Annotated in this window: 18 protein-coding genes; 11 read left to right on the forward strand and 7 right to left on the reverse strand. The window is 70.0% G+C overall.

What is annotated here, in order from left to right; translation table 11 throughout:
* The first annotated feature begins 7 nt into the window (after positions 1 to 7).
* Together Q0654_RS21720 and Q0654_RS21725 are read left to right on the forward strand one after the other, a co-directional pair.
* Complete coding sequence (locus Q0654_RS21720) at positions 8 to 916, forward strand: peptidylprolyl isomerase (RefSeq protein ID WP_298857364.1); 909 nt, start codon at positions 8 to 10, stop codon at positions 914 to 916.
* A 342-nt stretch (positions 917 to 1,258) separates the two neighbouring features.
* Positions 1,259 to 2,287 carry a LysR substrate-binding domain-containing protein gene (locus tag Q0654_RS21725; protein WP_298857366.1) on the forward strand — a complete coding sequence of 343 codons (1,029 nt, stop codon included), beginning with the start codon at positions 1,259 to 1,261 and terminating at the stop codon, positions 2,285 to 2,287.
* Between the two features lie 461 nt (positions 2,288 to 2,748).
* Here the strand turns inward: Q0654_RS21725 and Q0654_RS21730 are convergent, their stop codons facing one another.
* The 4 genes from Q0654_RS21730 to ftsY are packed head-to-tail and all read right to left on the reverse strand — an operon-like array spanning position 2,749 to position 6,406.
* Positions 2,749 to 3,024: an oxidative damage protection protein gene (locus Q0654_RS21730; protein ID WP_298857368.1), complete on the reverse strand. Its 276-nt coding sequence runs from the start codon at positions 3,022 to 3,024 to the stop codon at positions 2,749 to 2,751.
* A gap of 19 nt (positions 3,025 to 3,043) precedes the next feature.
* Positions 3,044 to 4,147: an A/G-specific adenine glycosylase gene (mutY, locus tag Q0654_RS21735; protein ID WP_298857371.1), complete on the reverse strand. Its 1,104-nt coding sequence runs from the start codon at positions 4,145 to 4,147 to the stop codon at positions 3,044 to 3,046.
* The gene (locus Q0654_RS21740) at positions 4,137 to 5,225 is read right to left on the reverse strand and encodes an AsmA family protein (protein ID WP_298857373.1); all 1,089 of its coding nucleotides are present in this window, start codon (positions 5,223 to 5,225) and stop codon (positions 4,137 to 4,139) included. The genes mutY and Q0654_RS21740 overlap by 11 nt, the downstream gene beginning before the upstream one ends.
* Entirely contained in the window at positions 5,222 to 6,406 is a 1,185-nt protein-coding gene (gene ftsY / locus Q0654_RS21745) for a signal recognition particle-docking protein FtsY (RefSeq protein WP_298857375.1), read from the reverse strand. Before ftsY ends, Q0654_RS21740 begins: the two co-directional genes overlap by 4 nt.
* A gap of 87 nt (positions 6,407 to 6,493) precedes the next feature.
* Between ftsY and rsmD the strand changes: the two genes are divergently transcribed.
* The 9 genes from rsmD (at position 6,494) to Q0654_RS21790 (ending at position 14,582) form a co-directional block, all read left to right on the forward strand.
* Positions 6,494 to 7,123: a 16S rRNA (guanine(966)-N(2))-methyltransferase RsmD gene (rsmD, locus tag Q0654_RS21750; protein ID WP_298857377.1), complete on the forward strand. Its 630-nt coding sequence runs from the start codon at positions 6,494 to 6,496 to the stop codon at positions 7,121 to 7,123.
* An 18-nt stretch (positions 7,124 to 7,141) separates the two neighbouring features.
* Complete coding sequence (gene coaD / locus Q0654_RS21755; RefSeq protein ID WP_298857379.1) at positions 7,142 to 7,639, forward strand: pantetheine-phosphate adenylyltransferase; 498 nt, start codon at positions 7,142 to 7,144, stop codon at positions 7,637 to 7,639.
* Between the two features lie 69 nt (positions 7,640 to 7,708).
* Positions 7,709 to 8,221, forward strand: coding sequence for a hypothetical protein (locus Q0654_RS21760; protein WP_298857381.1), 513 nt, complete (start codon positions 7,709 to 7,711; stop codon positions 8,219 to 8,221).
* A gap of 71 nt (positions 8,222 to 8,292) precedes the next feature.
* Positions 8,293 to 8,553 carry a YfhL family 4Fe-4S dicluster ferredoxin gene (locus Q0654_RS21765; protein ID WP_298857383.1) on the forward strand — a complete coding sequence of 87 codons (261 nt, stop codon included), beginning with the start codon at positions 8,293 to 8,295 and terminating at the stop codon, positions 8,551 to 8,553.
* Positions 8,544 to 10,247 carry a gamma-glutamyltransferase gene (ggt, locus tag Q0654_RS21770; protein ID WP_298857385.1) on the forward strand — a complete coding sequence of 568 codons (1,704 nt, stop codon included), beginning with the start codon at positions 8,544 to 8,546 and terminating at the stop codon, positions 10,245 to 10,247. The genes Q0654_RS21765 and ggt overlap by 10 nt, the downstream gene beginning before the upstream one ends.
* 19 nt (positions 10,248 to 10,266) lie before the next feature.
* Positions 10,267 to 11,142 carry an MBL fold metallo-hydrolase gene (locus Q0654_RS21775; protein ID WP_298857400.1) on the forward strand — a complete coding sequence of 292 codons (876 nt, stop codon included), beginning with the start codon at positions 10,267 to 10,269 and terminating at the stop codon, positions 11,140 to 11,142.
* A 62-nt stretch (positions 11,143 to 11,204) separates the two neighbouring features.
* A complete protein-coding gene (locus tag Q0654_RS21780) occupies positions 11,205 to 11,639 on the forward strand; it encodes a DUF4920 domain-containing protein (protein ID WP_298857387.1) in 435 nt (144 codons plus the stop codon).
* A 6-nt stretch (positions 11,640 to 11,645) separates the two neighbouring features.
* Positions 11,646 to 12,800: a TMEM43 family protein gene (locus Q0654_RS21785; protein ID WP_298857389.1), complete on the forward strand. Its 1,155-nt coding sequence runs from the start codon at positions 11,646 to 11,648 to the stop codon at positions 12,798 to 12,800.
* A 390-nt stretch (positions 12,801 to 13,190) separates the two neighbouring features.
* Entirely contained in the window at positions 13,191 to 14,582 is a 1,392-nt protein-coding gene (locus Q0654_RS21790; protein ID WP_298857392.1) for an alkaline phosphatase PhoX, read from the forward strand.
* Between the two features lie 423 nt (positions 14,583 to 15,005).
* Here the strand turns inward: Q0654_RS21790 and Q0654_RS21795 are convergent, their stop codons facing one another.
* The 3 genes from Q0654_RS21795 to Q0654_RS21805 all read right to left on the reverse strand — a co-directional run.
* Positions 15,006 to 15,389 carry a DUF1841 family protein gene (locus Q0654_RS21795; protein WP_298857394.1) on the reverse strand — a complete coding sequence of 128 codons (384 nt, stop codon included), beginning with the start codon at positions 15,387 to 15,389 and terminating at the stop codon, positions 15,006 to 15,008.
* A gap of 12 nt (positions 15,390 to 15,401) precedes the next feature.
* A complete protein-coding gene (locus Q0654_RS21800; protein WP_298857396.1) occupies positions 15,402 to 15,545 on the reverse strand; it encodes a hypothetical protein in 144 nt (47 codons plus the stop codon).
* A 208-nt stretch (positions 15,546 to 15,753) separates the two neighbouring features.
* Positions 15,754 to 17,014: IS66 family transposase (locus Q0654_RS21805; protein WP_298857398.1), on the reverse strand; the 1,261-nt coding region annotated here is incomplete at its 5' end.

Genomic DNA, 17,014 nt, shown 5'->3' on the forward strand with positions numbered 1-17,014 from the left:
ACCTTCGATGCGCCCGCTGATCTTCCTCAGCCTGCTGCTCGCTACTGCCGCACACGCCGCCGACGCCCCCAAACCACTGACCAGCGCCGAAGTGCTGGCGCAGGCGCCGGTCGAGGCCTGGCGCGCTGTCGATCCTGAGAATCTCGTCCTGCTGGAGCTCGACTCCGGCACGGTCTACATCGAGATCGCCCCGGCCTTCGCGCCAAAGCATGCGGAGCAGCTGCGCGGGCTGATCGCGCAGGGTTACTTCGACGGACTCGCCGTGCTGCGCTCGCAGGACAACTACGTTGCCCAGTGGGGCGATCCTTTGGCCGACGACGTGGAGCAGGCGCGTCCGCGCGGCGAGCAGGCGGAACGGCTCGCGGCCGAGTTCGACCAGGCCAGCGACAGGGTCGGCGCCTTCACCCCGATGCCGGATGGCGATGTCTACGCCCCCGAAGCCGGCTTCATCGACGGCTTCCCTGCCGCACGCGATCCGGCCTCCGGCCGCAGCTGGCTGGCGCACTGCTACGGGACGCTGGGCGCGGGACGCGACAACGCCCCCGACAGCGGCAGCGCCGCCCAGCTCTACGTGGTGACCGGGCACGCTCCGCGCCATCTGGACCGCAACGTCACCCTGTTCGGCCGCGTGCTGGAGGGCGTCGAGCATCTGTCCAGCCTGCCGCGCGGGCGCGCGCCGCTGGGCTTCTACACCGAAGACCAGGCCAAGCCAGCGGTGAGGGCCATGCGTCTGGCCAGCGCCATGGACGAGGACGCGCGTCCGCGCTTCGAGGTCATGCGCACCGATTCCGACAGCTTCCGCGCCTTCATCGAGTCGCGCCGCTCCCGCCACGAGCCGTGGTTCGCGCATCCGGCCGGGCGCATCGAGGTGTGCAACGTCGCCGTACCGACGCGGCGCAGCAGCGCCGGGGACTGACAAGGTCCGAATCCGCATACGACTCTTTGGTCATATGCCCGTAAAAAACGCTGGCAGGGTTGACAGAAACCCGTTACGTTCGATTCATCGTGTCATATGACGCGATGCACCAACCGAGCAGACCTGTCGGCCTGTCCGGCCAAGCAAGACCCCCGCACCACCCTGAGCACTCCCGGGCGCCGCGTCGCCCACACCCGAGGTCAAGACCATGAAATCGATCAATACCGGTAACCCGTGTATTCGCATGTCCTACGTAGGCGGTTGGGGCTTTACCAGCGCCAATTGGTACCTCCTCGACTCCAGCAACCAGCACCAGCCCTTGCGATCTCCCGGAACGACATCATGACCCTGACCCAGCTCCGCACCGTCCTCGCCATCGTCGACTCCGGGCTCAACGTCACGCTCGCCGCCGAGCGTATCCACGCGACCCAGTCCGGTCTGTCCAAGCAACTCCGCCAGCTCGAATCCGGGCTTGGCTTCCGCCTCTTCAAGCGCCGTGGCAAGAGCCTCGAAGCGCTGACACCCGAAGGCCAGGAAGTCGTGCAGCGCGCCCGCCGCATGATTGCCGAAGCCGAACAGATCCGTGCGCTCGCGCAGAGCCTGAAGCGCGACAACGGCGGTGTCCTGTCCATTACCTCCTCCCCCACGCTTGCGCGCAGCATCCTGCCCGCGGCCATGTCGGTGCTGCAGTCCGAACAGCCGCAGCTGGTGATCCGCCTGCGGCACGCCAGCCGTGAGGATGCGCTCACCCAGCTCGCCACCGGCGATACCGATATCGCCCTGGTCAGCACCTCCACCGATGTCCCGCCCGGCCCGCTCGCGGTGCCCGTGCTGCGCTGGCAGCGGGTGGCGGTGGTGCCGCGCAACCATCCGCTGGCCGAACTGCGTCGGGTGAGCCTGTCCCAGCTCGCGCGCCATCCCCTGATCAGCTACGACTCGACGCTCGACGAGCGTTCGAGCCTGCGCCGTGCCTTCGCCTCCGCCGGCTTCAGCCTGCGGGTCGGCTGCACCGCCCAGGACAGCGAGCTGATCAAGAGCTATGTGCGCCGCGGCATGGGCGTGGGCATCCTCGCTGAGCTCTCGCTCGACGAGAACGACACCGATCTCGTTGCCCTGCCGCTTGGCCACCTGCTGCCGATCTGCACCACTTGGGCCATGCCCCGCACCGACCGCGCGCTGTCCGCCCCGGTCGAGCGCCTGCTGGCCCTGCTCGCCCCGCATGGCGACCGCGTCGCCGTGCGCCGCTGGCTCGCCGGCGACCGCCGCAGCGGCCCCGCGCCACTCGAACCGGAGCAGGTGCCTGTGTGGCAGCTGCAGCGCCCAAGCCCCACCGTCAGCTCAAGGGCGGTACTGGCTGCGGTGTGTGCTTGAGAAGCTGGGATTCGGGAGTGGGGGTGAGCCGGCGTGCTTGCGCGGCATCGCCGCGCGCGCCGGCGAACGCCCGAGCGCTGTGCGCGAGGGCCGGGGCCGGGATTCGTTAGAAGCGAAGAGCCGGCCAGTTCAGCGCCCTCGCTCAATTGGTTCCTCGTTGTAATCCCGGTCCCTTTGCGCTCCCTCTCGTTTATCGAAGCGCCGCTCTGAAGCCCCTCTCCCCTTGCGGGAGAGGGGTTGGGGAGAGGGGGCGAACCTGCCGCCAGCTTTGGACTTCCCCGCTTCCAGAGCTCCCTCGCGTTTAGGGAAGCACTCCTCTCAAGCCCCTCTCCCCTCGTGGGAAGCGGAGGAGAGTGTTTGTCGGCTGCCGGTGGCAGCCGACACTCTCCGGAGCCCGAGCTAAGCGAAGGCAGGTTGGGGAGAGGGGGCGAATCTCGCCCCAGCCTTCGACTTTCCTGCCCTCAGTTCGCGTCCGGCGCGACGTAGCCCGCGACCGCATCCGCCCCGTCGCCGAACAGGAACTTCTCCATCTGCTCGCCCAGGTAGGCCCGATGCTTGGGGTCCATCGGCGACAGGCGGTTCTCGTTGATCAGCATGGTCTGGTGGGCCAGCCATTCGGCCCAGGCCGGCTTGCCGATCTCGCTGTAGACGCGCTTGCCGAGTTCGCCCGGCCAGGGGGCGAAGTCGAGGCCTTCGGTTTCGATCTTGTGCTTTGCGCAGAACACGGTGCGGGGCATGGCGGGCTCCAGCTTGCTTTCAGGGGTGATCGCCCGCAGCGCGTGCGGCGCCTGGGGCTTCGAGGTGTTCGGCCAGCAGCGTGCGCACGGGCGCGGGCAGGCCAAGGGAGGCGAGTTCGGCAGCGCTGAACCAGGCGCGCTGCGGCGCGCTGTTCGCGCCTTCGCCGACGCCTTCGATCGCCCGCGCGCGCCAGCGCAGCGGCTGCACGTCGAGATGGTAGTGGCTGAAGGTGTGGCGGAAGCCGGGCAGGGGCTCGGCTTCGTCGTCGATACGGGCGGGCAGGGCGCGGGCGGCGCGCTCGGCGTCTGCGTCCTCCGCGCACTCGGGAAGGCTCCACAGCTCGGCCCAGACGCCGGTTTGCGGGCGCCGCTCCAGCAGCACCCGGCCGTGGGCATCGATCAGCAGCAGCATCCGCGTGCCGCGTGTGGGAATCGCCTTGCGCGGTCGCGCCGCGGGAATCAGCGCGGTCAGGCCCTGCAGGTGCGCGGCACAGCTCTCGCGCAGCGGACACAGCAGGCAGGCCGGCTTGCCGCGCGTGCAGACCGTGGCACCGAGATCCATCTGCGCCTGCGTGTAATCGGCGAGCCTGTCCCCGGGCAGATGCGACTCCGCCAGCCGCCACAGCTGCTTTTCAACCGCCGGCAGCCCCGGCCATTCGGCGATGCCGTGATAGCGCGCCAGCACCCGCCGCACATTGCCGTCGAGGATCGGAAAGCGCAGGCCGTGGGCCTGGGCGAGGATGGCGCCGGCCGTGCTGCGGCCGATGCCCGGCAGGGCCATCAGCGCGTCCAGCGTGGTTGGCAGTTCGCCCGCGTGTTCCTCGACGCAGCGCTGCGCCGTGCGATGCAGGTTGCGCGCGCGGCTGTAGTAGCCCAGTCCCGACCACAGGCCCAGTACCCGGTCCAGCGGTGCGGCTGCCAGCGCCGGCAGCGAGGGCAGGGCTTCGACGAAGCGCGCGAAGTAGTCGATCACGGTGCCGACCTGGGTCTGCTGCAGCATCACTTCGGACAGCCACACCCGGTACGGCGTGCGCGGATGCTGCCAGGGCAGGTCGTGGCGGCCGTGCTGCGCATGCCAGTCGAGCAGGCGCGCAGCGAGCGAAGCGCCGGCGTCAGCGCGCATCGGTCTTGGCGTCCTGCGCGGATTCGCCCAGCTCGATGCGCAGACCCTCGATGCGCAGGCCTTCGCGCTCGATCAGCGGGATCTCCGCGCTGGCGCGTGCGGGCGGCAGCGACTGCGTGCCCGGCTGCCTGAGCCAGTCGAGCAGCTGGCTGGCCTCTGCCTGCAGCTGGCTGCGCAGGCCGCCGCGGCTGAACTCGACGCGCAGCGGGCCGCGCAGCTCAGGCGTGCCGATGAATTCGAGCAGCAGGGCGTAGTCGGCATCGCTCTCGTCGGCGGCTGCAGGCAGGGCCGGCCAGTCTGCCGGCCAGTGCCTGCTGCGGCCTTCAAGCAACAGCTGCATGCGATGTGGCCAGGCCAGTTCGAGATGGCCATTGAGCCGCAGCAGCTCTTCCTGGGCCGGGTCGAGCAGGCGCAGCGCCAGCGGCGCCAGCTCCAGCGGCATGCCCTGCGGATGCAGCCGGCCGGCGGCATCCAGGCTCAGCGGCAGGCTGCGTTCGGCATCGCGGTACTCAAGGCCCAGCGTGAGCCGGAAATCCTCGCCCGGCATCAGCCGCGACAGCCTGAGGTCGATGGCGGCGAGCTCCCAGGCATCGCGGGCGCGCCCCACCACGCGCCCTTCGCTGATGGCGAGCTCGGCCTGCAGGCTGGGCAGCTGTGCAGGGGCTGCCGGGCCGATGCTGGCCGGGCGTGAGCCCAGCCAGGCCGCCAGCGCATCGCGGTCCAGCCGCGGTCGATGCAGGCGCAGCGCATGCACGCGCAGCTCATTGCCCCACAGCGTGCCCCAGGGCAGGGCCAGCTCGACGCGTTCGGCCACCAGGATCGGCCGCGCACCTGCCTCGCTGCGGGCTTCCAGTCCGCGCAGCACGATGTTCAGGTCAGGCCACAGCGAGACATCGGCCGGCGTCGCCAACTTGAGGCTGAGGCCGGTGGCTTTTTCCGCCTCCGCCAGCAGGGTCGCCGACAGCCGCTCGGGCTGCATGTAGTGGCGCAGCAGCGAGAGCAGCAGGATCAGCACGACGATCACCGCGCCGGCGTACAGCGGCCAGCGCTGCCGGCGCGGAGCCACGACGGCGTTCACGCGCCCAGCGACTCCGGCAGCAGGGCGTCGACGAAGGCGGCCGGCTCGAACTCGCGCAGGTCGGCGGCCTTCTCGCCCAGGCCGACGAAACGGATCGGCAGGCCGAACTCACGCGCCAGCGCGAACACCACGCCGCCCTTGGCCGAGCCGTCGAGCTTGGTCACCACCAGGCCGGTGACACCGGCGCTGGCGCGGAACTGGCGCACCTGGTTGACCGCGTTCTGGCCGGTGGTGCCGTCGATCACCATCAGCACCTCGTGTGGCGCCGAAGCGTCGAGTTTGCCCAGCACCCGGCGGATCTTGGCCAGCTCGTCCATCAGCCCGCTCTGGGTGTGCAGGCGGCCGGCGGTGTCGGCGATCAGCAGATCGGCGCCGCGCGACTGCGCGGCCGCGAGCGCGTCATAGATGACCGAGGCCGAGTCGGCGCCGCTGCCCTGGGCGATCACCGGCACCTGGTTGCGCTCGCCCCAGGTCTTCAGCTGTTCCACCGCCGCCGCGCGGAAGGTGTCGCCGGCGGCGAGCAGCAGCTGCTTGCCCTGTCCGCGGTAGCGGTGGGCCAGCTTGCCGATCGTGGTGGTCTTGCCGACGCCGTTGATGCCGACGGTGAGGATCACGAAAGGCTTGGCGCCGGCGATCGACAGCGGCTGCGCGACCGGCTGCAGCAGGGCCTGCAGCTCGCCGCGCAGGGCGTTCATCAGTGCGCGGGCATCGGCGAACTCGCGCCGGTTCATGCGCGTGCGCAGGCCGGAAACTAGCGACTCGGTGGCGGCGACGCCGACATCGGCGGTCAGCAGGCAGGTTTCGATCTCGTCGAGCAGGTCCTCGTCGAGCTTGGGGTTGCGTGAGAACAGCGAAGCGAAGCCGCGGGCCAGGGCGCTGCCCGACAGGCGCTCACGCCAGCTCAGCTTGGTTGGGGTGGCTGTCGCGATCGGCTGCTCCGGGTCAGGCGAAGCAGTGCCCGGGGCTTCAGCGGCCGGCTCGACTTCCGGCAGCGGGGCGGGCTCGGCGACAAGCGCATCCAGCAGTGCCGGTTCCGCCTCGATAGCCTCGGGCGCGGCGCGGGCAGCGTCCTCAAGGCCGGCGGCATCCGCGGCCTCAACGCGCGCGGCTTCCGCCGGCGGCGCATCCGCAGCGTCCGGCACGGTCGGCGTCGCGGGCTTCTTCTTCCAGAACTTGAACATGCAAAGGCAAGCGCCTTGAAGGGGCGCACATCGTAGCAGCAGGCCCGATCCGCCCCTTCGCTGGCCGAGTGGCTTAGCCTTGGCGGCATGTCACGACCTCGTCTTCCCTCTGCCGCTGCAAAGACGGGCCTCGCCGCCGCGGGCGAAGTCAGGATCATCGGCGGCCGCCTGCGCGGCAGCCGCCTGCGTTTTCCCGCCGTGCCCGGGCTGCGGCCCAGCGCCGACCGCATGCGCGAAACCCTGTTCAACTGGCTGATGCACGAGACCGCCGGCCGCGCCTGCCTCGATCTCTTCGCCGGCAGCGGCGCGCTCGGCTTCGAGGCCGCTTCGCGCGGCGCCGAGCCCGTGCTGCTGATCGAGCGCGATCCCGCCGCGGCTGCGGCCCTCCGCGCCAATGCCCAGCGCCTGGACGTGGCGCTGGACGTGCTGGCCGGCGACGCGCTCGCCTGGCTGCGGCGGCCCGCCGCCCAGCGCTATGGGCTGGTATTCGTCGATCCACCCTTTGCCGCCGGGCTGCAGGCCGCAGTGGTCGAGCTGCTGCCGCCGCATCTGGCGCCGCGCGCCTTCATCTATATCGAAGCCGCGCCGGGGCCGCCGCCGCCGGTGCCCGCCGACTGGCGCCTGCATCGCGAGCTCGCCACCCGCCATGCCCATGGCCGTCTGTATCGTCGGGAACAGGCTGGCGCCGATGGCCCCCTGCTACACTCCGAGGCCTGATTCCCGGGCTGTATCCGCATGAGTTCGTCCCGCCAGCGCACGGCCGTCTATCCCGGCACCTTCGACCCGATCACCAACGGCCACATCGACCTGGTGTCGCGGGCGGCGCCGCTGTTCGAGCGCATCGTCGTCGGCGTTGCCGAGAGCCCGCACAAGGGGCCCGGCTTCGCGCTCGCAGAACGCATCGAGCTGGCCCGCACCACGCTGGGCGACATTCCCAATGTCGAGGTGGTGGGCTTCGACAGCCTGCTCGCCGATTTCGTGCGCAAGGTCGGCGGCGGCGTGCTGCTGCGCGGCCTGCGCGCGGTGTCGGACTTCGAGTACGAGTTCCAGATGGCCAGCATGAACCGCCATCTGATTCCCGAGGTGGAGACCCTGTTCCTCACCCCGGCAGAGCAGTACAGCTTCATTTCCTCGTCGCTGGTGCGCGAGATCGCGCGGCTCGGCGGCGATGTCTCCGGATTTGTCCATCCGGCCGTGGACGCCGCGCTCAAGAAGCGCTGGAACCGCAGCTGACCCCGACCCGTGTCGAGCGTGGGGCAGGTCGTCCCGCATCGATGCCATTCACGCCCCAAGGAGCCCCGCATGAAATCCAATCTCCGCTTCGCCCCGATCGCGTTCGTCGCCCTGATCGGACTGGGCCTCGCCGGCTGCGGCCAGCAGGAACAGGCGGCCGCCCCCGTGCAGGCCGAGAAGGTCCAGCTGGTCGCGCCCACCGATGCCTCCAACGAGCGCGAGTGGCGCACCTACCTGGTCGAGGTGGTCAAGCAGAACATGCCGGAGAAGCTGCGCTCGCAGCCCTTCATGTACTACCTGCCGACGGCGGCCCGCGAAGATTTCCAGGGTGAGTACGAGCGCCAGCTCGACAACGTCGCCGGTACCGTCGCGCGCGGGGTGCTGCCCGGCAACATGCTGGCGTTCGGCTCGCCGGAGTCGGCCAAGATGGCCGACCTGATCGTCGAAGCCTTCGCCGAAGCCTCGGCCGGCTCCTTCAACGAAGTGCGCGTGCTGTTCATCGGCAAGCCGGAAGACTCCGACCGCGTCGCCCAGGCGGTCGCCGCCTCGGGCGCCGAGTACGTCTTCGTCGAAGCGAAGTAAGCCTCTCGAAGCACAGGATCCACGCCGCCCCGGGGGAGTATTCCCGGGGCGGGCTGCGACGCAGGAACAGCATGGCCCTGATCATCAACGCGCTCTGCGTCAACTGCGACGTCTGCGAGCCGGCCTGCCCGAATGGCGCGATCAGCCAGGGCGAGGTGATCTACGAGATCGCGCCCGAGCGCTGCACCGAATGCGTCGGCCACTACGACGAACCGCAGTGCGTCGAGGTCTGCCCGGTCGAGTGCATCGATCTCGATCCCGCCCATCCCGAATCGCGTGAGCAGCTGCTCATCAAGTTCGAACTGCTGACAGGAGTCGCCAAGTGCGCCTGAGCATTCTCCGCGGGGCGGCACTGGCCGGCCTGCTGCTGTGTGTGTCCGTCTCGTTCGCGGCCGAGAAGCCGCGCCACCCGGCGATCGCCAGCGCCAACGCGCAGGCCACCGACGCCGGCATGGAAGTGCTGGCCGCCGGCGGCAATGCCTTCGACGCGGCGGTGGCGGTCAGTGCCGCGCTGGGTCTGGTCGAACCCGAGAGCTCGGGTATCGGCGGCGGCGGCTTCTTCCTGCTGCACATCGCCGCCGAGGATCGCTACGTCTTCATCGACGCCCGCGAGCGCGCGCCGCTGGCGGCGACCCGCGACATGTTCCTCGACGAGAACGGCGAGCCGGTGCGCCGGCGCAGCATCGACGGCCCGTTGGCCGCGGCCATCCCCGGCCTGCCGGCGGGGCTGGTGCATCTGTCGCAGAAGTACGGCCGCCTGCCGCTGTCGAAGTCGCTGGCGCCGGCCATCCGCATGGCCCGCGAAGGCTGGACCTTCGGCCGCAAGAATTCGCTGATGCTCGGTTTCCGCAAGGAGGTCATCGCCGCCGATCCGGGCGCCGCAGCACTGTTCCTGCGCAACGGTGACATCCCCGCCGAAGGCACGCGCATGGTCAACCCCGACTACGCCGCGATGCTGGAGAAGCTCGCTGCCGAAGGCCATGACGGCTTCTATCGCGGCGAGCTCGCGCAGACCCTGGTCGACGGCGTGCGCGAAGCGGGCGGCATCTGGACGATCGAGGATCTCCAGCAGTACGCGGTGGTCGAGCGTGCACCGCTGTCGCTCAGCTTCGGCGAGCACCGCATCATCACCGCACCGCCCCCGTCCTCCGGCGGCATCGCCATCGCGCAGGTACTGAACATTCTCGGCGGCTACGATCTGGCGCCGCTGTCGCGCGTGGACCGCATCCATCTCACCGTCGAGGCCATGCGTCGCGCCTACCGCGACCGCGCCCTGCACCTCGGCGATCCCGACCAGGTCGAGGTGCCGGTCGAACTGCTGATGAGCCCGCAGTACGCCGCCGGCCTGCGCGCCGGCATCCACCCGCAGCGCGCCACGCCCAGCGAGCTGCTGCCCGGCGTGGGCATGGCTGCTCGGCCGGACACCACGCATTTCTCGTTGCTGGATACCGACGGCAACCTGGTCGCGGTCACGCAGACGGTGAACCTGCCCTACGGCAATGCCATGGTCATCCCCGGCACCGGCTTCCTGCTCAACAACGAGATGGACGACTTCTCGATGAAGGCCGGCGTGCCCAACGCCTTCGGCCTCGTCGGCGAAGACGCCAATGCCATCGCCCCCGGCAAGCGCCCGCTGTCGTCGATGAGCCCGAGCATCCTTGTCAGCCCGGAGCGCACGGCCATCCTCGGCACGCCCGGCGGCAGCCGCATCATCAGCATGGTCATCCTCGGCCTGCTGAACCTGGCCGACGGCGGCGGCGCGCAGGCCACGGCGGATCTGCCGCGCTTCCACCACCAGTACCTGCCGGATCAGCTCTCGGTCGAAGCCGAGGCCCTCTCGCCGGCAGAGACGGAAGCCCTGGTCGCGCGCGGCCACGTCATCAAGGCCGCCGAGCGGCCTTGGGGAAACATGCAGGTGGTGGTCTGGAATCGCGCCACGGGCGCCGTCGAGGCCGGCACCGACTCGCGCTGGGAAGGTGTGGGCAAGGCCGCCGACGGCAGCGGCGACGACGCCATCTTCCGTTGAGCAGGAGAACGCCATGACGATCAAGCTGTGGTCCCTCATCGGCAACTCGCAGAAACTCGACGGCGGCGCCATGTTCGGCAACGTGCCGCGGGCGATGTGGTCGAAGTGGGTCGAGGTCGACGCCGACAACCGCATCGACCTGGCCTGCCGCGCCCTGCTGGCCGAGGGCGTCAACGGCAAGCGGGTGCTGTTCGAGACCGGGATCGGCGCCTTCTTCGAGCCCAAACTGAAAGCGCGCTTCGGCGTGGTCGAGGATCGCCACGTGCTGCTCGACTCGCTGGCCAGCGCCGGTTTCAGCGATGCCGACGTCGACGTGGTGGTGTTGAGCCACCTGCACTTCGACCATGCCGGCGGCCTGCTCGCCGCGCATGAGGACGGCCAGCCGCCGCGCCTGCTGTTCCCGAATGCACGCTATGTGGTCAGCCGCGCCTGCTTCGAGCGCGCCAAGTATCCGCATCCGCGCGACCGCGCCAGCTTCATCCCCGAGTTGCCCGAGCTGCTGGAGCGCAGCGGCCGCCTGGAGCTGGTCGACGGCCCGCACTGCGCATCGCTGGGCGAGGCCGTGCGCTTCCACTACAGCGACGGCCACACGCCGGGCCTGATGCTGGCCGAGATCGTCGGGCCCAATGGCCACGGCGGCGTGGTGTTCTGCGCCGATCTGATCCCCGGCGCGCCCTGGGTGCACCTGCCGGTGACCATGGGCTATGACCGCTATCCGGAAATGCTGATCGACGAGAAGCGCGCCTTCCTCGACGACATGCGCGCCCGCGGCGTGCGCCTGTACTTCACCCACGACACCCGCTGCGCCATGGCCGAGGTCGCGCTGGACGACAAGGGCCGCTACGGCGTCGCCCAGCCGCAGGCCGAGTTGCAGGGGCAGCCCTTGGCGGCTTGAGCCCCGCCTGCGCTATCGTGCGGGCTCCTTCACACGCGGCCTGCGCCGCCCGGAGCCCCGCCATGCGCACGACCCTGATCGCCTTCTGCCTGTCCGCCCTGTTGCCCGCGCTGGCTGTTGCCGGCAGCTACGGGCTGGAGCACATGCCCGCAGGCGAGGCCACGCCGGTACAGGCCGCCATCGCCGACTTCGACAGGCACGCCGAAGGCCGGCAGAAGTTCAGCGGCCGCATCGTCGAGGTCTGCCAGAACAAGGGCTGCTGGGTGGTGCTGGAAGACCAGGGCGAAAGCGTCCGCGTGATGATGCACGACCACAAGTTCGACGTGCCCAAGGATTCCAGCGGCCCCGCCGTGGTCTACGGCCAGCTGCAGCGCAAGGAGCTGTCGGAGGATCACCGCCAGCACCTGCAGGAGGAATCGACCCGCGGCATGGAGGTCGCCAAGGTCGAGTACCGCATCGACGCCTACGCCGTCGAGATCGGCGATACCGCCGAGTAAGCCGACATGATTCCAGGGCTGCGCATGCCGCGCGCGGAAACCGGCAAGGGCAAGGGCGTGCTCGGCGGCGCCCTGTTCGGGCTCGCCTGCATCGCCGTGGCTTTGGGCCTGCAGTTCTGGAACGAAGGCCGCGCCATGCGCCGCACCCAGGTGCTGGACGCGGCCGCTGCACAGGTCCAACCGTTGGCGCAGGCGGGCGAGGGCGGTCTTGCCCACGTCAGCGCCGCGGCCAGCGCCAGCGCACCGGTGGCGGACCCGGATTTCGGCGTCGCCGCCCAGGGCCTGGCCCTGCGCCGCGAGGTCGAGATGTTCCAGTGGGTGGAGAAGCGCGAAAAGCGCAGCGAGCGCCGCGCCGATGGCAGCACTCGCGAAGTCGAGGAGTACCGCTACGAGCGCCGCTGGTCCGACGAGCACGCGGACAGCAGCCGCTTCCGCGAGCCCGCAGGCCATGAGAACCCGCCGCCGCCGCCGTTCCGCAGCCAGCGTTTCAGCGCAGGCGAAGTGCGCGTGGACGGCCGCGTGCTGGACCCGCGGATCGCCAGCGAGATCGGCGGCTGGGAGCCGCTGCCGGCCAGCACCGACGCGCTGCCGCCCAACCTCGCCGCCAGCCTGCGGCCGGCCGACGGCTGGCTGTACAGCGGCGAGAACTTCGCCTCGCCGCAGGTCGGCGACCTGCGCATCCGCTTCGCGCGCATACCGGAAGGGCAGGTCAGCCTGATCGCCGCGGCACCGGCCGGCCGACTCGAACCCGCCAGGCTGCGCACCGACGAGGCCTTCTTCCTGATCGAGCGTGGTGAACACGCGCCGGAGGCGCTGATCGAATCTGCCCGCAGCAGCAACAGCGCGCTCGCCTGGGGCCTGCGCGGCGCCGGCTTCGCACTGCTGTGGATGGGCTTTGGCCTGCTGCTGCGTCCGCTGGTGGCGCTGGCCGAATGGGTGCCCCTGCTCGGTCGCCTGGTCGGCGGTGCAGCCGCCGTCGTGTCCTTCATGTTCGCCGCGAGCTTCAGCCTGATCGCGATTGGCAGCGGCTGGCTCTGGTATCGACCTTGGTGGCTGTTCGGCGGCCTGACCGCGCTCGTGGTGGTCGGCGTGCTGCTGTTCCGGCGCGGGCAGCGCGCTGCGCCTGCACCCATGACTCCACCGCCTCCGCCCCCCGTCTGAGCGCGCCGCGACGGTCGAACGCCCGTGGTGCGCGACACGCGCACCCTACAACCACGAAAGACGCCAAACCCCCATCGAAGCCATCGCGCGGGTATCGCGTAGGGTGCGCGTAACGCGCGCAGACCAAATGGTGACCTCGTGCGCGTGTCGCGCACCAACCAAGCCCGAACGACGCCGCCCACGCATCGAAGCCAGCGAGCAGAGATCGCGTAGGGTGCGCGTGTCGCGCACCGATCACGCAACGAACTCGTGCACGTGCCGCGCACCACTTCCTTCACCCGCCCGAGCCCATTGAATCTCGGCTTCTGTAAGCCCATCGAAACCAGAACCGGGCACACTTCCACGACCACGGCCGCCCCACGGTGCGCCTACGAAGTCGAGAGCCCAGCCATGCTGAAGTCCGCATCCACCGATCCCCTTCGCCGCCGTCTGCTCGGCGGCAGCGCGGCCTCACTGATCGCGCTGAGTCCGCTGGGCCAGGCGTTCGCGCGCGCCGGACTGGGCAGCGAGACCGGCGCCCGCGCTGCCGGCTATGGCCGCTTGCGTCCCGTCGCCGACGAGACCACCGGCCTGCCGCTGCTGGAACTGCCCGAGGGCTTCAGCTACCGCAGCTTCGGCTGGGCCGGCGAAGCGCTCGCCGACGGGCTCGGCAGCATTCCGGGCGAAGCCGACGGCATGGGCCTGGTGCGCAGCGAAGGCGAGGTCTTCACCCTGGTGCGCAACCACGAGTGCGTGAACCTCGACGGCAGCTTCGGCCCCGCCAGCAGCCACTACGACGCCCCCTGCGGCGGCGGCACCGTCACCCTGCGCTATGACCGCGCCGCCGGCACACTCATCGAAGCCCGCGGCTCGCTGTCCGGCACCCTGCAGAACTGCGCCGGCGGCACCACGCCCTGGGGCAGCTGGCTGTCCTGCGAGGAAATCGTGACTCCCGCGAACCACAGCGGCGAATACAAGGGGCATACCTTCCAGCTGACCCGTGCCCACGGCTTCGTCTTCGAGGTCCCGGCTGACGGCGCATCAGACGCCCGCCCACTCACCGCGCTCGGCCAGTTCCGCCACGAGGCCGCTGCCGTCGATCCGCGCGACGGCGTCGTCTACCTCACCGAAGACCATCGCCCCGCCGGCTTCTATCGCCTGCTGCCGACCACGCCCGGCAAGCTCATCGAGGGCGGTCGCCTGCAGATGCTGCGGGTGGAATCGCAGCCCGACCTGCGCCGCGGCCTGAAGCCCGGCCAGCGCTTCGACGTGGACTGGGTGGACATCGAGAAGCCCGAAGCCGGCTGGGTCGAAGGCGGCGGCATGGACGGCCTGCTGCGCCAGGGCCGGGCCCAGGGCGCCAGCCTGTTCACCCGTCTCGAAGGCCTGATCATCGGTGAGGACGAAGTCTTCTTCACCGCCACCGACGGCGGCGATGCCGGCAGCGGCCAGGTGTTCCGCTTCGTCCCCAGCAGCCAGACCCTGGAGCTGTTCTACGAGTCGCCGGGCAGCGCCGTGCTCGACTACCCCGACAACATCTGTCTCGGCCCCAAGGGCCTGCTGGTGCTCTGCGAGGACAGCGACCAGCCCGTGCAGCGCCTCTACGGCCTGGACCGCGCCGGCGGCCTGTTCGAGCTGGCCCGCAACAACGCGCAGCTGGATGGCGTGTTCGGCCACAGCGGCGATTTCCGCGGCGCCGAATGGGCCGGCGCCTGCTTCAGCCCCGACGGCCGCACCCTGTTCGCCAATGTCTACAGGCCCGGGTTCACCGTGGCGATCACCGGGCCGTTCGACGCGGCTTGATGGCTGCTGCGAAGCGGCTTGAAGCGCGAGCGTCGTCGCGTCCCTGAGAGCTTCTCAGCCCCGCGTCGCGGGGCGGGTGTTCTCGAAGAAACATGGGGGCGTCATCCCCGCGCATGCGGGGATCCAGTGATCTGGCCGCTGCTGCAGGTCCGGTCTGGGCCCCCGCCTCCGCGGGGGCGACGAGCCAGGGGTCGCTAGACGCTGTTTGGGCCGGATTTTCACGCCGTGCTGCCGCGAAGGCGATCCAATACGATCAACCACTTACGATTCGGTTTCTTGAGAGGCGTTCGCGCAAAGGCGAGGGCGACCCGGACGCAACGGGATGGCCTCGCCGTTGACGTCGTCGCCCCCGCGAATGCGGGGGCCCAGCCCATCACCCTCACCCTCCGCTGCTGTCGAAGCTGCTGGCGAGGCCGATCCCCCTCAACCCCGCATCGCCCGCCAAGACGCCACCGTCAGCGCACGCAGGGCCGCGCAGTAGGCCTCCTGATCGAAAGCCGGTGGATCACCGCGTGCGGAGAGAATGGGAAAGATGTGCTGGATCACCACATAGCCCAGCGCGTGCAGCGCATCGTGCCGCGACAGACCGCCGCGCATCAGCCGCTGCAGCGCGGCCCGCGCGTCTTCGGGCTCATCCATGGCCAGCTGGTTCTCGACAATCATGTGGAAGGCCGAGTGCGCCACCGCGTTCTCGCCAAAGCCACCCCGGGCTGCGTGGAACGCCGTGATCAACTGGAGTCGAGTGCCTTCATCCAGCGACAGCCAGGCCGCAGGCTGGGGCGCCACATCGGGGTCATATCGCTTCATGCGAGTCCTCCGTCAGGGGCTCGGCACGGCATCGTAGTAGTGATTGCCGCCCTCATCCACGTGTTGTGCGACGACCTGCATCCCCGCCGCATGCAGCGCCGCGCGATACGCGGCCTCCCCCAGCGACACCGATGGCCGACCCGTCAGCAGATCCATCCACTCGGCCTGTTGCACAGGCGCACTGAACAGAAAGCGCCCACCGGGTTTCAACACGGTCGCCACCCGCGCAATCAGCTCGCGCTGGGTGGGTGGCGGCGTAAGCGTCCGGCCACCACACCTACCGCTCGACCTCACCTTGTGCTGGGCCTTAGCTGCCGAGCGCTGCCCAGCCCTCGGTGGGCAGCAGGCTGTCGATATCTGGGCCTTAGCTGCCGAGCGCTGCCCAGCCCTCGGTGGGCAGCAAGCTGTCGATATCCCGGTTGCGCGTAGTCGGAAGCCGTGTGAGTACGTCAGTCAGCCAGGCCTGCGGGCAAAGGCCATTGGCCTTGGCGGTGGCGACCAGGCTCATGATCGCGGCGGCGCGCGGGCCGGCTTTCGTGCCGCCGATGAACAGCCAGTTCTTGCGGCCCAGCGTGATCGGGCGGATGGCGTTCTCGATCGGGTTGTTGTCGATCGGTCGACCGCCGTCCTCGAGGTAGCGCAGCAGCGCGGGCCAGCGGCTGAGCGCGTGATTCACCGCCTTGGCGAGGCCGCTGTTCTTCAGCGTTTTGAGGCCCAGCGCCTGCAGCCAGTCGTGCAGCTCGGTCAGCTTCGGCGCGGCGTGCTGCTGGCGATAGGCGCGCAGCGCCTCGCCGTGGAGTCCTTGGTCCTTGGCCTCGGCTTCGATGCGGTACAGCACGCCGACGCGTTCGACGGCCTCCTGTGCCAGGGGGCTGCCGCTGGCCTGGACGACCTCGACAAACTTGCGGCGCACATGCACCCAACAGGCGAGCTCGGTGACGCCCTCGCGGAACAGCGCCTTGTAGCCGGCGTAGTCGTCGACCATGAGCGCGCCGCGCCAGTCCCCGAGGAACTCGCGTGCGTGCTTGCCGCTGCGGCTGTCGGCGTAGTCGAACACCACGATCGGTGGCCCGGCCGTGCTGCGGTAGGCGAACAGGTAGCTCTGCTGGGTCTTGCCGTTGCCCGGATCCAGCGTGTCGACTGGGGTCTCGTCCGCATGCAGGCAGGCCTGTTCGCGCAGCTTCTCGCGCAGTCGATCGGCCAGCGGCTGCAGGGCGATACCGCAGGCACCGACCCAGTCGGCGAGCGTGCTGCGCGGCAGCTCGATGCCGGCGCGGGCGTAGATCGCCTGCTGCCGGTACAGCGGCAGGTGGTCGGTGTACTTGGCCAGCAGCACCTGCGCCAACAGCGAGGGCGCGGGCAGGCCGCGGTCGATGATGGCGGGTGCGACCGGCTCGGCGACGACGGTCTCACACGCCCGGCAGGCGTACTGCGGATGGACGTGGCGCTCGACGTGGAACTTCGCTGGGGTGTAGGCCAGCTTCTCGCTGACGTGCTCGCCGATCTTGACCAGAGCAGCGGCGCAGGTGGCGCAGGTGCAGCCCGTCGCGGGCTCGTGCACGGTGATGATGCGCGGCAGCTCCGGCGGCAGCGCTTGGCGCTTGGGTGTGGCCTTGGCGGGGCGC

This window comes from uncultured Aquimonas sp., from assembly GCF_937888285.1.
Taxonomy (GTDB): domain Bacteria; phylum Pseudomonadota; class Gammaproteobacteria; order Xanthomonadales; family Xanthomonadaceae; genus Aquimonas.

What these genes read in the sequence shown, in the direction of transcription:
- Q0654_RS21720 (WP_298857364.1), top strand. Translation starts at nt 8, where the DNA reads ATGCGCCCGCTGATCTTCCTCAGCCTGCTGCTCGCTACTGCCGCACAC.
- Q0654_RS21725 (WP_298857366.1), top strand. Translation starts at nt 1,259, where the DNA reads ATGACCCTGACCCAGCTCCGCACCGTCCTCGCCATCGTCGACTCCGGG.
- Q0654_RS21730 (WP_298857368.1), bottom strand. Translation starts at nt 3,024, where the DNA reads ATGCCCCGCACCGTGTTCTGCGCAAAGCACAAGATCGAAACCGAAGGC.
- mutY (WP_298857371.1), bottom strand. Translation starts at nt 4,147, where the DNA reads ATGCGCGCTGACGCCGGCGCTTCGCTCGCTGCGCGCCTGCTCGACTGG.
- ftsY (WP_298857375.1), bottom strand. Translation starts at nt 6,406, where the DNA reads ATGTTCAAGTTCTGGAAGAAGAAGCCCGCGACGCCGACCGTGCCGGAC.
- rsmD (WP_298857377.1), top strand. Translation starts at nt 6,494, where the DNA reads ATGTCACGACCTCGTCTTCCCTCTGCCGCTGCAAAGACGGGCCTCGCC.
- coaD (WP_298857379.1), top strand. Translation starts at nt 7,142, where the DNA reads ATGAGTTCGTCCCGCCAGCGCACGGCCGTCTATCCCGGCACCTTCGAC.
- Q0654_RS21760 (WP_298857381.1), top strand. Translation starts at nt 7,709, where the DNA reads ATGAAATCCAATCTCCGCTTCGCCCCGATCGCGTTCGTCGCCCTGATC.
- Q0654_RS21765 (WP_298857383.1), top strand. Translation starts at nt 8,293, where the DNA reads ATGGCCCTGATCATCAACGCGCTCTGCGTCAACTGCGACGTCTGCGAG.
- Q0654_RS21780 (WP_298857387.1), top strand. Translation starts at nt 11,205, where the DNA reads ATGCGCACGACCCTGATCGCCTTCTGCCTGTCCGCCCTGTTGCCCGCG.
- Q0654_RS21785 (WP_298857389.1), top strand. Translation starts at nt 11,646, where the DNA reads ATGATTCCAGGGCTGCGCATGCCGCGCGCGGAAACCGGCAAGGGCAAG.
- Q0654_RS21790 (WP_298857392.1), top strand. Translation starts at nt 13,191, where the DNA reads ATGCTGAAGTCCGCATCCACCGATCCCCTTCGCCGCCGTCTGCTCGGC.
- Q0654_RS21795 (WP_298857394.1), bottom strand. Translation starts at nt 15,389, where the DNA reads ATGAAGCGATATGACCCCGATGTGGCGCCCCAGCCTGCGGCCTGGCTG.
- Q0654_RS21800 (WP_298857396.1), bottom strand. Translation starts at nt 15,545, where the DNA reads ATGGATCTGCTGACGGGTCGGCCATCGGTGTCGCTGGGGGAGGCCGCG.